The sequence below is a fragment of the Micromonospora sp. NPDC057141 genome (assembly GCF_042670805.1).
Classification (GTDB): Bacteria; Actinomycetota; Actinomycetes; order Mycobacteriales; family Micromonosporaceae; genus Micromonospora.
On the sequence record NZ_JBHUVA010000056.1, the window covers coordinates 1 to 12953 of the forward strand.

A 12953-nucleotide genomic window follows, 5' to 3' on the forward strand; every position below is an offset into this window, starting at 1 on the left:
CACCGTCTGGATCAACCCCACCGAACCCGCTACCGATCAACCGATGCCACAAACGGCGTAACACCCACTGGTCCCATCAGCCTTGACAAGTTCCGCGGCGCCGCGGCCCCGTTCCGTCGATCACAGCCTGCGAAAGCGCCGACACCAGCCTGGCCACCCGGTCGATACGCGCGGGCAACACCGCTGTGGAACTGGCTGATGCCCGGATCGCCGTGGTCGGTGCCGGCGCGCTCGGGTCTTTCGCCGCCGACATCCTGTTCCGCTCCGGCGTCCGCCGTCTCACCCTGATCGACGGTGAACGTCTGCGTCCCGGCAACGTCGTACGTCACCTCGCCGGCAGTAGCGACGTCGGGAAATACAAGGTCACCGCAGTCATGGACCGACTGGCGGCCACGGGTTTCGACCTTGGCGAGGTGGAGTGGCGGAACTGGGACCTCACCCGGCTGGGCGACGCCGCCGAGCTGGTCAAGACCCACAACGTGGTGCTTGACGCCACCGCCCACGCCGGTGCCAGCAGCCTGCTCGCGACGGCCGCTGACATCGTCGGCGTGTGGACCGGTCACACGGTCATCTCCGCCTGTGTACAACGCGAGGGCGACATCATCAGGGCTGACCGCTTCCCCCTGCGTCGCGCAGAACAACACCTACCGGCCCTGCCCAGCGAACCAGTCCCCCCAGGAGCACGGGAGGCCGGGTGCGGTGAACCTGTCTCGCGGACGCCACCAGCGGCGGTCATCGCCGCCGCCGAACTCGCCTGCCGGATGATCATCGACGAGGCGACCCACCAAAGCGCCCTGCCGGCGACTATGGCCGACGTGCGCCGACCCCAGCCTGATCCGCCCTTCGACCGGCTCGGTCTGCTCACATCGGATGCCGTTTCCGTCCCGGTGGCATTGTGACCGGCCCAGTTCCAGTGGTGATTCACTCCGACGCTCGTCAGACCATCAACGAAGCGGCCGGACGTGCCACACCGCTGGAGGCCGGCGGTCTGCTTCTTGGGTGGTGGGACAGCGACAGGGTGATCGTCCGTTCTGCCGTTGAGGTAGTGGATCCGGCCGCCTCCGACACCTCGTGGATCCGGCGCGAGGACCTTGCCCAGCAGGCCCTCGATCGGGCGATCGCCACTCTCGGGCACCCCTGGATGGGCTATGTCGGCGACTGGCACAGCCACCCTGCACCGTGTGGGGCAAGCGTGCAGGACCTTCAATCCATCCGAAGGGCGTCCCGTGCCTATCCCCAGCCACTGCTACTTGTCGTGTACCGCTGCGACGGCGTCCTTGACATACGAGCGGCTCGTCGTGGCAGGTCACAGATCGTTCTAGAGGTTACGGTCTGAAGTTATCGGGAGAGCGCCCCCGTTTACCCTCCGAAGACCATTTCTAGGCGTTGACCATAATGACAGGTTGTGATCGATGGCTGACCGCGTTCATGCAGGCCAAAGCTGGTTCTTGACGATCGACGACAGGGCCAGGGCATCGGTTGACTACCGTGCGTCGTCAATCCTGCATCACCGCGACGAGCCGTCGGAGGCCGGCGCGTTCCCGGCGGTTTTCGTGGGTGATCCACTCCTTGCCTTCGGCGGCGATGCCTTCCAGCACATGCAGGGTGCGCTCGAGGCCCGAGGCGTCGAGGGAGACCTGGGAGGCGATGCGGTCGTCGTCGCCGAGTTCCGGCATGCCTGGCCACTCACCAGTGATCGTCAGCTCGTCCCGGGGATCGTTCGTCAGCGTCAGGGAGAGCTTCTTCTCGCCGTTGCGGGCATCGACGACGTGTGCCGCCACGACCGAGTTGTACTGGTAGGTGAGGCGTTGTTGATCGCCGAATTCTGTGGTCTCGAAGTCGAGGGTGACCGTGACCTGGCGGACGCCGTCCTTGGTGAGCAGGAAGAGCAGCAGTTTGTAGCGTGAGTAGCGCCAGGGTCCTTTGCGGACCCGGGCGCGCTTGCACCCAGGCACGGGCGCCTCGATGAAGGCGTGCGCTATCACGTCCTGCGCGGCCAGGCGGTAGTGCCGCAGCGTGTCCTGGACCAGGATCTTGCGATCGCAGTCGAGCCAGTGCGCCATCTGGGCGTCGGTCGGCTTCGATTCCAACTTGCGCACCCATCTGTCGTACGCCGCGCGCCGGTCCTCATAGTCGTGCCGGACTCGGACCAAGTCGTCCCGGTAACGGTGGCGCTCGAGGAGGATCGCATGCCAACCCTGGGTGGCGACCCGAGCGCTGGCCACGATGCCGGCTGTCGCGATCGCCGTGGTGAACGGTGCTTCGACGAGGGCCTGCCATAGGAGCAGCGGCCCGGCAACCAGCAGGGCGAACACGGCCGCGCCGAAGGCGGTCCGCGTCGAGGGTGGCACTCGGCAGTTCTCGGGATCCGCCGCGAGCTCACCGCTGAGCCACAGCTGCTTGACGTCGCTGGCGAGGAATCCGACTAGCCAGGCGACGCGCTTGGCGTCGACCGCTTGCTCCCGGTACAGCTCGACCAACTCGTTGCGGAGGGACTGCCGGATGCCCGCCGTCTCTGCCAGCCACGTTTCCCGGGCCATGCCCTGCGGCAGGTAACGTCCGAAGTAGCGGTCGAACAGGGAGTCGATCGCTGAGGCGAACCGGTCGGACTGTCTGGGAGCACGCTGGGGGGTGAAGGTGAGACGCTGGCGGGCCACCCGGCGCCGATGCTGAGCCAGCCTGATCCTGAATCCCGCCCGCACCGCCACGACGACGGCTCCGAGAATCACCGTCAGGTAGCCGGCCGAGCGAAGCCACGAGTGGTCCCAGGCGTAGTTGACCACCCATAGGCCCGTGACGAGGAGCAGCGCCGAGCCGCCGAAGGCGCGCAGGAAGTCCGCCGCGTCGGTGCGGATCGGCGGCGGCGTGACCTCCCGGGGAGGGATCGGCTTGGGCTGGAAGAACTTCCAGACCCGCCCGGCCCGGTCGTTGGCCGTCCTGTCCCGCCGGGCGGCGGCGAACGTCTTCTGCCAGGTCCAGTCCTGGTGCGGGCCGGCCAGGAAAACCTCGAGATGGTTGAGGATGCTCTCCTGTAGGGGAGGGTTGAGCGATTCGAACTCCTTGACCACCACACCGATGGCGGCCGGGTCGGGAGTCTCCGCCGTGGTCTGCGGCAGCGAGCCCAGCAGCGAGCCGACGACATTGATGCCGCGGACCCAGGGATCCTCGGCGCGCCGCGCCGCCCAGCGGAGCACATGTGCCAACCGCGCGACTTCCTGGTCCGTCAGGCTCTGCACGGTACGACCGCTCAGCAGTGCCAGCGCCAGATAGAAGTAGGCGCGGGAGTTCTTGTAGCCCCGCGCGACCGCTTTCATGATCAGCTTTCTCGCCTCGGGTGGGGCGCTGATCTCCAGATAGCGGAGGCCGACCTCGAACTGCCGCTCAGGCGGGTCGTCGTCGCTGACGTGGTATCCCCCCTCGATGTGGACCTCCTGGGCCTGGAAACCCACCCGGGCCTCGCCGTCCGCGACATTGGTGAACGACCTCTCCTGCGGCCCGGCGCTCATGACAGTTCTCGCAGAGCCGCCATGAGCCCCGCGACCCGCGTGGCGAGGTCCGTCCAGTCCAGCAGCAGTCCGCGGAGCTTCCGCAGGGCCGTGGTTGCCCGACTGCGTGCCTCGTCGTCGGCCGGAGGCACGTCGGCGGCGGCGGCGTCCATCTCCTGCTCCGCCGCGCGGTACGTGACCGTGTCCACGTCACCCGCCTCATGGCACTTACGGAGCGAGGCACGCAAGTCTGCGAGCTGGTCGTGGAAGGTCTCCCGGCCGGAACCACCCGGCGCGCCGTAGACGGTCGCGTGGTGAACGGTATGCGCCTGAAATCCGACGTGAGCGTTGCCCTTGGCGACGTTTCTGACGGAGCCGGACATCAACGCATCACCTGCTTCTTTCCGAGGACGGCGAGGGGAGGAGCCGTACTGCGCCCCGAGCTCCTGGGCGAGCGCGAGGGCGAAGGCCGCGGCGTTGGCGGCGGCACGCGGCTGCCAGTTCTCGCCGTCAGTGTGGACCTTGGTCCCGTCTGCGCGGTCGCTGATGCCGCGCACGACGACGGCCGGCAGCGAGCGGTTCAGGTGGGCGGCCTGGGCGACCCCGGCAGACTCCATCTCCACCGCCAACGCGTCGTTGTAGTGATCACGAATGCGCGTCGCCTCGGGCGAGGACGCCGAGTCGAGGACGACCTCCCCAGCCGCGATCGGGCCGAACCGCACCCGGGGTACTCCTCCGGCGAGGCCCCGCGCCCAGCCCCGCTCCCGCTCAAGATGCCGGGCGAGCTGATCACAGGCATGGGGGATCTCCCACACGCGAGGTCGGGTGCGGAATGCGTCGCTCTCGCTGGTGCCGCCGTGATAGGCGTACACGTGGGTGGCCACGATGACGTCGCCAAGGCCGATGGAGGGCCAGAGCGCCCCGGCCACGCCGACGAAGATGACCGCTTCCGGATCGAACTCGGTCATGGCGCGTTCGGCGATGACGGCGGAGGGGTGGTTGCCCTTGCCGACAAGGCCGAGAATGATCTCACAGGAGCCTCCGGCCACGGTGCCACGCTCGAAGCGCGTGCCCATGGGATGTAGGTGCGGTTCGACTTTCGTGAGACGTTCGCGGACTGCGTTGTACTCGAGGTCGAGTGCGGTGAGCACGACCACAGGTCTGGTCATCTCTCGTCTCCTCCTGCGGCGACGGTCGAAGCCGTGCGGATCATGGGCGGGTAGAGGTTCTGGCACGGACCGGCGCGGTAGACGCGGGCCGGGCGGCCGGTGCCCGTGGCACGGGGCGGACCGGCGGGGACCACGAAGCCCTTCGTGCCCTGGACCTTGCGGTAGAAGTTGCGGGGGTCGAGCGGCGTGCCCCAGACGGCCTCGTAGACCTGCTGCAGCTCCGTGAGGGTGAAGACCTCGGGGCAGAAGGCGGTCGCGAGCCCCGTGTGCTCCAGCTTGGAACGAGCACGCTCCACCCCATCGACGACGATGCGTAGGTGGTCGAAGGCGAGTGGTACCCGCGCGGCGAGCACATCGTCGACCGGCGTCCACTCGGCGGCCGCGGCGTCGGTTCCGGCGATGGGCTCGGGAAGGCGCGGCACGACGGCGAGGTGAGCGACGGAGACTACCCGTCCACGAGGGTCACGGTCGGGGCCGCCGTATGTACCGAGCTGTTCCAAGTGCGGGATGTCGGTGAGTCCCGCCTCCTCCCGCAGCTCCCGGCGGGCGGCGCTGAGGATGTCCTCGCGTTCGTCGGCGAGGAACCCGCCAGGCAGCGCCGCCCGCCCAGCGAACGGCTCGACGCCGCGCCGCACGAGAAGCAGGTGCAGACGCCCCCCGCGCAGGGTGAGGATCACGAGATCGACGGTGAGCAGGATCCGGGGTGGTTCCCAGGTGTCATCGGGCACCGCCCGACCATAGCTTTTTGTCGGCCTGACAAGAAATCGTCCAAGGTGTCGTGTGGCCGACACTTGCAGTGACGTCCAGATCACCAAGAGGTGAGTCTGGCGGCGACATGGTCGGACGGGGCGGTAGCGCGATACGCCGCCGGGTTCTGCTCTGGTCTCGGGAGCCCTTCGACGAGCCCGAGGGGGCCGCGATGGAAATCAGGCGGCGTGACCAGCGCAGGCATAGGAAGTCGCAGCCATCATCCTTGATGCCCTCAGCATCGGCGAGACTCGCCGTCTTCAGAGGCTGGGCCCCTCGCCGGGTTCATCGCCGTGAAGATGCTGCTCGATCCGGGTTTGCTCGGTGTCCACGGCCCGGGGTCTCGCGAGTGCTTTAGCGACTGAATAGCCGCCACATCCGACAACCTCAGCCCGGTTAGCGCGCTCGGGGCGGCTTTGACGGGTCTGTGGCTGCGACGAGGACGGCTGTCCGGTGCTGGCTGTGACACCGCGTGCGATCGTGGTGTCGGGCCTGGCCTGGCGCAGCTTGCGACGGTCAGCCTCGTGGAAGCCGGGCAGGATCTTGCTGCCCGCCTCACCGGCCAAGGCGACGGTCTCCTCGCGCAGTTGTCCGGTGAACTTGAGCAGCGCTGCACCGTGTGGGCTGGCGGGGCCCGCCCTGATCCATCTGGGTCGGACGGCGCGGTCAGGGGGGCGCCGTTGCAGCGGGTCGGGTTCGCGCATGTCCCCGCGGCGCATGGCAAGGAGCGCGCCTTGATGCACAAGGGAGGCTAGGTCAGGCAGGCGGGCGGCGAGAGCGGCACCGGCGGACCGCCATGCTCGGCCGCCGCGTGACCGCAAGATCGTCTTCGGCTCCCGCCAGTCCCCGTTGGGTCGTAGCTGATCGCGCAGCCATCTCTCTGCGGCGGCGAGGACCGTAGGGCCGACACCGGATTCCGGGTTCCCCAATGTGTGTAGGTGCACGGAGGCTTGTGCTGCTCCACGCCAAACAGAGGCGAGGATTCCAGCGGTGGGGGTCCGATGGGTGCCAGGGTGGGCGGCTTGAATGAGGTAGTCGATCTCGTAGGTGAGGGCGAGTCCGGTCCGGAGAAGAACCTTGAGATCGTTGGCGGTGAGGTGCTGGTGATGCTGCACGAGCCAGGTGCGGGCGACATCGAGGGCACGAACACAATCTGTCGGCGAGGTGATTGACGCCCAGCGTTGCGCCGTGTCGGTCAGTGGCGGAGGTTGCAGGTCACGTAGCAGGCTATGAAGCGGCCTTTCGGAGGCGATGGCGTCCACGGTGTGAGGCAGCATCAGGCTCGTGGTCCGCGCGTCTGACGCTGCGGTCCGCACGATGAGCTGGTGACTTCCTGCGGCCACACCCTGATGGAGCCAAGCCGCCAGGCCATGGTCGACTTCGCCAGCCGCGCGGGCGAGCTGGGCCAGGCGCGGGAGGCTGCCAGCATAAAGGACGCCCGTCTGGATCGCAAAGCCTTCCGGCGTACGGGGGTGCCCGTTTGCCGGGTCGAACTGGGCGTAGAGAATGTCGCTCGCTACGCGGGCGGCTTCTGCGGCCTGTCGTAGCGCGGTAGGAATCGGGTGGTCTGTTGTCGGGGCGAGGGGAATCTCCAGAGTTGTGGTATGCGTGGCGTGCTGGAGCTCTCGGATGAGAACAGCATCGCTCCTGCGCGCCGAGAGACGCCTCACCTGGCGTTCAATCGCCCTGTACAGGTGGGTGCGCGCAATCGCCGCAGCAGCATGATCGGCGATGCCACCAGGGCGAGGATGTCGAAGGCTCACCTGCGCGGCGGCGATGGCAGCCGCCGCTCGATCGAGCTGCTGGCCGTAGGTCACGGGAGTTCCCGCAGGGCCCGGTCCAGGTGTTGTGCCGCAGACGACCAGGCGAGCCGTCGCCACGGGGGCGACGTGTCCTCACTGGCGGCGTCGGCGTAGAGGTCAGCGAGCTCTCGAAGTAGAGAGCGGATTGGTTCCCGCATCTCCTCTGCCACATCAGCGGTGAAGGCGCTGACGTCGACAGTCAAAGTCACTTCATCGGACAGGTCGCCCACCAGCCGATCGAGGCATTCGGCGACCGAGAGGCTAGCGAAAGTCCAACGGTCTGACACACTGGACAAGACATTGGCTCCTGACATCAGGATCTGCTGAGCGCCCAGAAGCGCTGATCGAGCCTCCATTCCGTCCGGATCCGGATTCTGGGTCAGGTGTCGCTGAAGATCGAGAATGAGATTCAGAGTCACACTGCCATCCATCCCTTGGGATTGCGAAAGGCCACAATAGCACGAATCCGCGCAGCGCAGATTCACTCCACAACCTGCAGGCAATTTCGCCGCCGCCGCGCTTTGCTCAACCGATCAGTCAGGCAAGCCGAGAGCGGCGATGATGCCGGAAACTGGAACGACGTAGCGTCGACCCACTCTTAGTATCCGAACCGGGAATTGGTCGAGGCGCGCCAACTCATAAGCTTTAGTGCGTCCGATCCCCATGATCGCTCCGGCTGTCACTATATCCGTTACGAGCCCCAGGCTCTGCACCTGCCTACTCGTCCACGCCCTCCTACTGTGAGCTTTCTGTGACGGCGCACCCAGATGATCGCCTTTGTCATCCATGACTCCACACCTCCATCACGGCCCACGCAGTTAATGCGCACGTCGGGAATGGCCATGTACCGCAACAGCACGAGTAGGTGGCCCCGCACCCACCCCCTAGGGCATCCTAGGAAAGAGGTGATCTTCGGGCCGCGGCGGTTCCGGCCTGTGCCGCACCGACGGTCGACGTGGCCCAGGTCGGCATATCGGACAGCGCCGGGTGCGCTATGCCCGTCAGTTCCTCGGAGAGTGCCCAGAGCCGTCGGGCGAGGCCCTGGTCGGCTGCTGTGGTTGTCAACCGGGCCGGTCCTGCTGGTCCTCGGGTGCAGCCGAGCCGAGTCGGCCCAACGTAGGAGCCGCTCGTGACGTCGGGACTCGTGGCGGCGTACACGGAGGGCATCGCCCCCTTGGCGGCGGATTGGGTGAGGATCGGGGCGAGGATCCGCAGCCCGGCCTCGGTCGCGCGGTGTCCGCGGGCTCGTGGGCCGGTGTAGGGCAAGTTGGTGTTCGACCAGCCGGGGTGGCAGGCCAGGCTCATCGCCAGGTGGACCGCGTGCTGGAGCCGTCGGTGCAATTCCTGGGTAAAGAGGATGTTCGCGAGCTTGCTGGCGGCGTAGGCGCGGTGCGGGTGGTAGTCACGAGGGTTCGGCCAACGTTCGATGTCGGTGATTGCTTGGCGATGCGCGAGGCTGGATACGGTGACGACCCTCCCCCGTGGTGCCTTGAGGATGTTGTCGAGCAGCAGCATGGTCAGCGCGTAGTGGCCGAGGTGGTTGACGCCGAACTGCATCTCGTAGCCGTCGTGGGTGGTCCAGCGCGGGGTCTTCATGATCCCTGCGTTGTTGATCAGGATGTCGATGCGGGGATGTCGTGTGGCGATCTGCTCGGCGGCGGCGTGGACGGAGGTGAGGCTGCCCAGGTCGAGGGTGACCTCGTCGATGGCTGCGGTGGGGTGGCGTGATCGGATGGCCTCGGCGGCGGCGCTCATGCGGCCGGGGTGTCGGCACGCCAGGACGATGGTGATGCCTCGGGCGGCGAGGGCGAGTGCGGTCTCGTAGCCGATGCCGCTGTTGGCGCCGGTGACGACGGCGGTCAACGGTGCTTGTGATGACATTCTGCGTCCTCTCGTACGAGACTTACTGGTCGAGCCGGCGGCGGGCCCTAGTGAAGCTGGACGGACGGGTGGGCTACCAGTCGCCGACGGCCTTGGCGCTGTTGTAGGTGCTCGGGTTGACGCTGATCCAGATGTAGAAGCGGGTGCCGTCCTTGACGTCGACGGCAAGGTTGCGCCATTGGCCGGCGGGGACATAGGTCCAGTAGTTGCAGGTCGCTCGGCCGGCGAAGACGACGCAGGCGTGGAATGGGCCGCTCTCCTTCCCGTCGCCCGTGTTGCGGATCTGGATGTCGCGGCACTGTGTGGTGGTGCGGTAGGTGCCCGATGTGGGGTGACTGAAGACCTCAACGCCGGTGTACTGGTCGAAGACGTCGGTCACGGACAGGGAGGCGCTGTACGGCGCGGAGCGGCATGCGCTGGCGTCAGCGGGCGACGCCGTGACGGTGAGGTCCGCAGCAAGGATGAGGAGCAGACTGGTGGCTGCGGTCATCAGCCGCCGGAGGAGCAGGGAGTAGCGCGGCTGGTCGACTTCAGCGGCGGATCGGTTGTGCGATGACACAATTCCTCCTGGTGAGGTTGCGCTAGGGGCCAGCTGGGAGGGCAGAGAGCTGGGGGCGGGGCGATGCCGGGTGCCGCAGTCCGCTGCCGGGGTCCGGGCGCGTCGGGCGACGTGGAAGGGTCATCTGTCGTCTTTCGCTGACGGGTTGGTGTGTGAGCGGCATCGGAAGACGGGCTCGGCGCAGGCACGAGCGAGGTAGGGGATGCCTTGCGTGTAGCCGGTGCCCGTCTGGTCGGTGCCGAGCATCCGCAGGGCGAGGCGATAGTGCGTTCGACGCCAGCGCCGTAGCGCCACGGTGAACTCGGCCATCGCAGTGACCAGTGCGGGTTGGGCGTGACCGGCTGCGTTGGCTGGGGCCAGCGCGTCGAGGGCATCGTCAACGCTCGCCTGGCCGCGGAGGATCAGGGCTCGGACGTCCGGCGTGGAGAGGTAGGCCGGGGAGTCGCGGCGGCTGGCATCGGGGGTACGACACAGCGACTCCACCAGCTTGTAGTGGCGCGATTGGATGGCGCTCGCGCCTTCGGTGTAGGGCCGGAAGCGGTGGAAGGCCTCCGGTTGGAGGGTTGCCGTCACCGACCAGAGTGGGGCGCTGTCGCGCAGCAGCGCGGCCGCCGCGGACATGCGCGTTGCCGCCAGGTGCAGGTGGCCGGCGCGCACGGCAGCGACGACCGCTCGGAGGTCCACCGCCAGCAGTGCGAAGGTCACCTCGAAGGTCTGCAGGACCCGGATAAACATCCACTCGTCGTGGATGGTCGAGACCGGGAGCATGGTGACTCGCAACGCCAGTCGTTCCTCGGCGGTGGTGTCCACCTCGACGGCGGCGACCGCCTGCTGTGCCATGGCCTCGGGTCCGCCGCCAGCGGTCGGGGCGATGAGGCTGAGCCTGTGCAGGGCGGGCATAGCCGCGCGTAGCGCGTGGCGTATCCGCTTGGCTGCCCTCGCTGGCTCGGGTCGCATCTGCGGCAGCGGCGCAGTGCTGTTGGCCGCGGTGAGTTCGAAGCGGATCAGGTCGGTCAACAGGTGTACGTGCAGCCGGTCCCGGTGGGCCAACAGCCGCGCTGCCGGCGCTGGTGCGTCGCCGATGTCGGGGAGCGGCAGCAGGTTCAGTCCCAGGTACGTCCGGTAGTCGTACCGGCCGTCGGCCTTGTCCAGCGCGGTGGCCAGGAAGGCAGCGAGACGTCGGCCCTGCGCACCGTTGCCCTCGGTCAGGCGGTCTCGCGCTGCGGCCAGCAGCCTCGTCCACTCATCGGGGACGAAGTGTTTGCCGTGGTGCTGGTAGGCGTCCACCACCGCCGCGTATGGGAAGGTCGCCGCGGTGAGCCGGCGCTGGGCCAGCCATCGGTGCAGCGGCTCCGCGCTGGTCATCGCGTGGTCCCTGTCCGCCGGTGGGCCGGGGAGCCAGCCCGGTAGGCACCAACGGCCTCGCACAGGACGGCGATATCGTCGTCGGTGGTGTAGGCGTGCATCGCCAGGCGGACGACGCCATCGCGGGGCGCGACGATGACGCCCCGGTGTGCGAGCCACGCAGACATCCGCTCGGCCTGCGGCTCCACCAGGGCAAGGTGGGCGCCCTGGCCCTCCGGGTCGCTGGCGGGGCGTACGGTCTCGCCCTGGCCCGTCAGGCGTGCCGCTGCATCGACGATCAGTCGCTGGGTGTGTTGCCGCACCATGCCCTGGTCCAGCTTGTTGATCATGGACAGGGCGGCGACAGCGGTGTAGACGGCTGCCACCGACGGCGTGCCTGTCTCGAGGCGGCGCGCGTGCGGCGGGAAGTCGAGGGTGCTCGCGGCGTGGGCGTGCGGGTCGATGCGGCCGAACCATCCGGTGAGCGTCGGCGGAGGACCCTGCAGGTGGCGGACGTAGAGGAATGCCAGACCTGGCAGCCCGAGGAGGTACTTGCCGGTGCCGGCTGTCAGGTAGTCGCAGCGCAGCGCGTCTACGTCGACGGGCATCACGCCGGCGGCTTGGTAGGCGTCAACGAACACCTGCGCGCCGGCGGCGTGCGCGGCGTCGGCGATACGGGGGATGTCTGGGCGGATGCCGTCGCGGTAGGTGACGGCCGGCACCGACACCAGGGCGGTGCGGGTGGTGATCGCGCGCAGGTAGCCGCGGGTGGTGACCTGGCCGGTTTGGGTGTCGCACCAGCGTACCGAGGCTCCGCGGGGTTGTTGCCCCAGCCAGACGTGCGCGATGCCGGGGAACTCGGCGGTCGTGCAGACCACGTCGGGGCGCAGGCGCCAGCGGAGTCCGGCTACGGCCTGGTAGGCCGCAACGCAGGTGTTGGGTAGGACCGCCACCTGTTCGGCGGTGGCACCGATCAGGTCGGCGAAGCTTTGGCGCGCCTCGTGGAGGTGCTGTTCGTGCATCGTCCAGAAGGCGGGGCGGGCAAGGTCGTCGAGCATCGTCGCCAGGGCATGGTCCATGTCGATGCTGCGGGCGGCGATGCTGCATGCCGCCAGGTGAACGGTGTCGGCCAGCGCGGGGAATCGGTCCCGGATCGCCGTCACTGGTGGCGCGGTCGTGGTGGTCATCGCCGGTCCTGCCCGCCGTGGCGGCCGCGTGGGCTGGCTTCGGTCAGCTCGGTACGTGCCTCCCACAGCGTTGGGAAACGCCGGTGGGAGATGAGCTGGGCGAGGCTGTCAACCGGGGTGTTGCGGGTGCCGAGAACCCCGTGCCCGATGATTCGGGTAGCCACGCTGTAGTGCTCCGTCCGCCACAACGCGATCTGTTCGTCCAGCTCCACGAGGGCTTCGGCCAACCGGTACAGGGGATCCGACGGCTGCCCCTCCTGGTAGAGGACGATCGGCGTGGTTCCCAGCGATGCCAGAAGACGGCTGAAGGCGATGTCCAGCTCGGTGCTGGCGGCGCGCACCTCCCGCCACCCGGGCGACTCGAAGCCGGACCCGTTGCCGAGGGCGGTCCGGATGAGTGCGAACTGCGCCGGTTGAAAATGACGCAGCATGTGCAGCTGCTCGGTGATCAGGTGCAGGCTCAAGGCTGCCCGGCGTAGCACCAGCTCCGCCGCGCTGGGCTGGTCGGCGGCGATGTGGCCCAGGGCCCGCGCCAGGTGGGAACGTGCGAGCTTCAGCCACAGCTCGCTGCTCTGATGCACGATCTGGAACAGCAACTCGTCGGGGTGAACCCACTCCGAGGGGCACCGTTGCAGGGCGAGGAGCTCATCGGTGCGCATGTAGCGGGCGTAGTCGCTGGTGCCGGAACCAGGCAGAACAGCCGGCGGGGAGGTGCTAGTCACGGGTCAGCTCCCAGACAGGATCGGAGGAGACGAGCAGCGCCGCAATCTCGCGGCGCG

12 protein-coding genes are annotated in these 12953 nt (G+C 68.0%); 2 read left to right on the forward strand and 10 right to left on the reverse strand.

Translation table 11 applies throughout. The features are described 5' to 3' along the window. Positions 1–185 precede the first annotated feature (185 nt). Both ACFT41_RS23285 and ACFT41_RS23290 read left to right on the forward strand, forming a co-directional pair. Entirely contained in the window at positions 186–899 is a 714-nt protein-coding gene (locus ACFT41_RS23285) for a ThiF family adenylyltransferase (RefSeq protein WP_377585248.1), read from the forward strand. Positions 900–916: 17 nt separating this feature from the next. Beyond that, entirely contained in the window at positions 917–1336 is a 420-nt protein-coding gene (locus ACFT41_RS23290; RefSeq protein WP_377613977.1) for a Mov34/MPN/PAD-1 family protein, read from the forward strand. Between the two features lie 160 nt (positions 1337–1496). Here ACFT41_RS23290 and ACFT41_RS23295 read toward each other — a convergent pair whose 3' ends face one another. The 10 genes from ACFT41_RS23295 to ACFT41_RS23340 form a co-directional block, all read right to left on the reverse strand. After that, complete coding sequence (locus ACFT41_RS23295; protein ID WP_377585242.1) at positions 1497–3506, reverse strand: hypothetical protein; 2010 nt, start codon at positions 3504–3506, stop codon at positions 1497–1499. Next, positions 3503–4654 (reverse strand): purine phosphorylase, encoded by a 1152-nt coding sequence (locus ACFT41_RS23300; protein WP_377585239.1) that lies wholly within the window; start codon positions 4652–4654, stop codon positions 3503–3505. The genes ACFT41_RS23295 and ACFT41_RS23300 overlap by 4 nt, the downstream gene beginning before the upstream one ends. Continuing rightward, a complete protein-coding gene (locus ACFT41_RS23305) occupies positions 4651–5382 on the reverse strand; it encodes an NUDIX domain-containing protein (protein ID WP_377585236.1) in 732 nt (243 codons plus the stop codon). Before ACFT41_RS23305 ends, ACFT41_RS23300 begins: the two co-directional genes overlap by 4 nt. A gap of 279 nt (positions 5383–5661) precedes the next feature. Next, entirely contained in the window at positions 5662–7218 is a 1557-nt protein-coding gene (locus ACFT41_RS23310; RefSeq protein WP_377585233.1) for a hypothetical protein, read from the reverse strand. Then, positions 7215–7622 (reverse strand): hypothetical protein, encoded by a 408-nt coding sequence (locus ACFT41_RS23315; protein ID WP_377585230.1) that lies wholly within the window; start codon positions 7620–7622, stop codon positions 7215–7217. The genes ACFT41_RS23310 and ACFT41_RS23315 overlap by 4 nt, the downstream gene beginning before the upstream one ends. Positions 7623–8097: 475 nt before the next feature. Further along, complete coding sequence (locus ACFT41_RS23320; RefSeq protein WP_377585228.1) at positions 8098–9084, reverse strand: oxidoreductase; 987 nt, start codon at positions 9082–9084, stop codon at positions 8098–8100. 73 nt (positions 9085–9157) lie between these two features. Next, on the reverse strand, positions 9158–9643 hold the full coding sequence (locus tag ACFT41_RS23325; protein ID WP_377585225.1) for a hypothetical protein: 486 nt from the start codon (positions 9641–9643) through the stop codon (positions 9158–9160). A gap of 120 nt (positions 9644–9763) precedes the next feature. Continuing rightward, entirely contained in the window at positions 9764–11008 is a 1245-nt protein-coding gene (locus tag ACFT41_RS23330) for a tryptophan 2,3-dioxygenase family protein (RefSeq protein ID WP_377585223.1), read from the reverse strand. Beyond that, complete coding sequence (locus ACFT41_RS23335) at positions 11005–12174, reverse strand: aminotransferase class V-fold PLP-dependent enzyme (protein ID WP_377585220.1); 1170 nt, start codon at positions 12172–12174, stop codon at positions 11005–11007. Before ACFT41_RS23335 ends, ACFT41_RS23330 begins: the two co-directional genes overlap by 4 nt. Beyond that, positions 12171–12896: a tryptophan 2,3-dioxygenase family protein gene (locus ACFT41_RS23340; RefSeq protein WP_377585217.1), complete on the reverse strand. Its 726-nt coding sequence runs from the start codon at positions 12894–12896 to the stop codon at positions 12171–12173. The genes ACFT41_RS23335 and ACFT41_RS23340 overlap by 4 nt, the downstream gene beginning before the upstream one ends. Between the last annotated feature and the right edge of the window lie 57 nt (positions 12897–12953).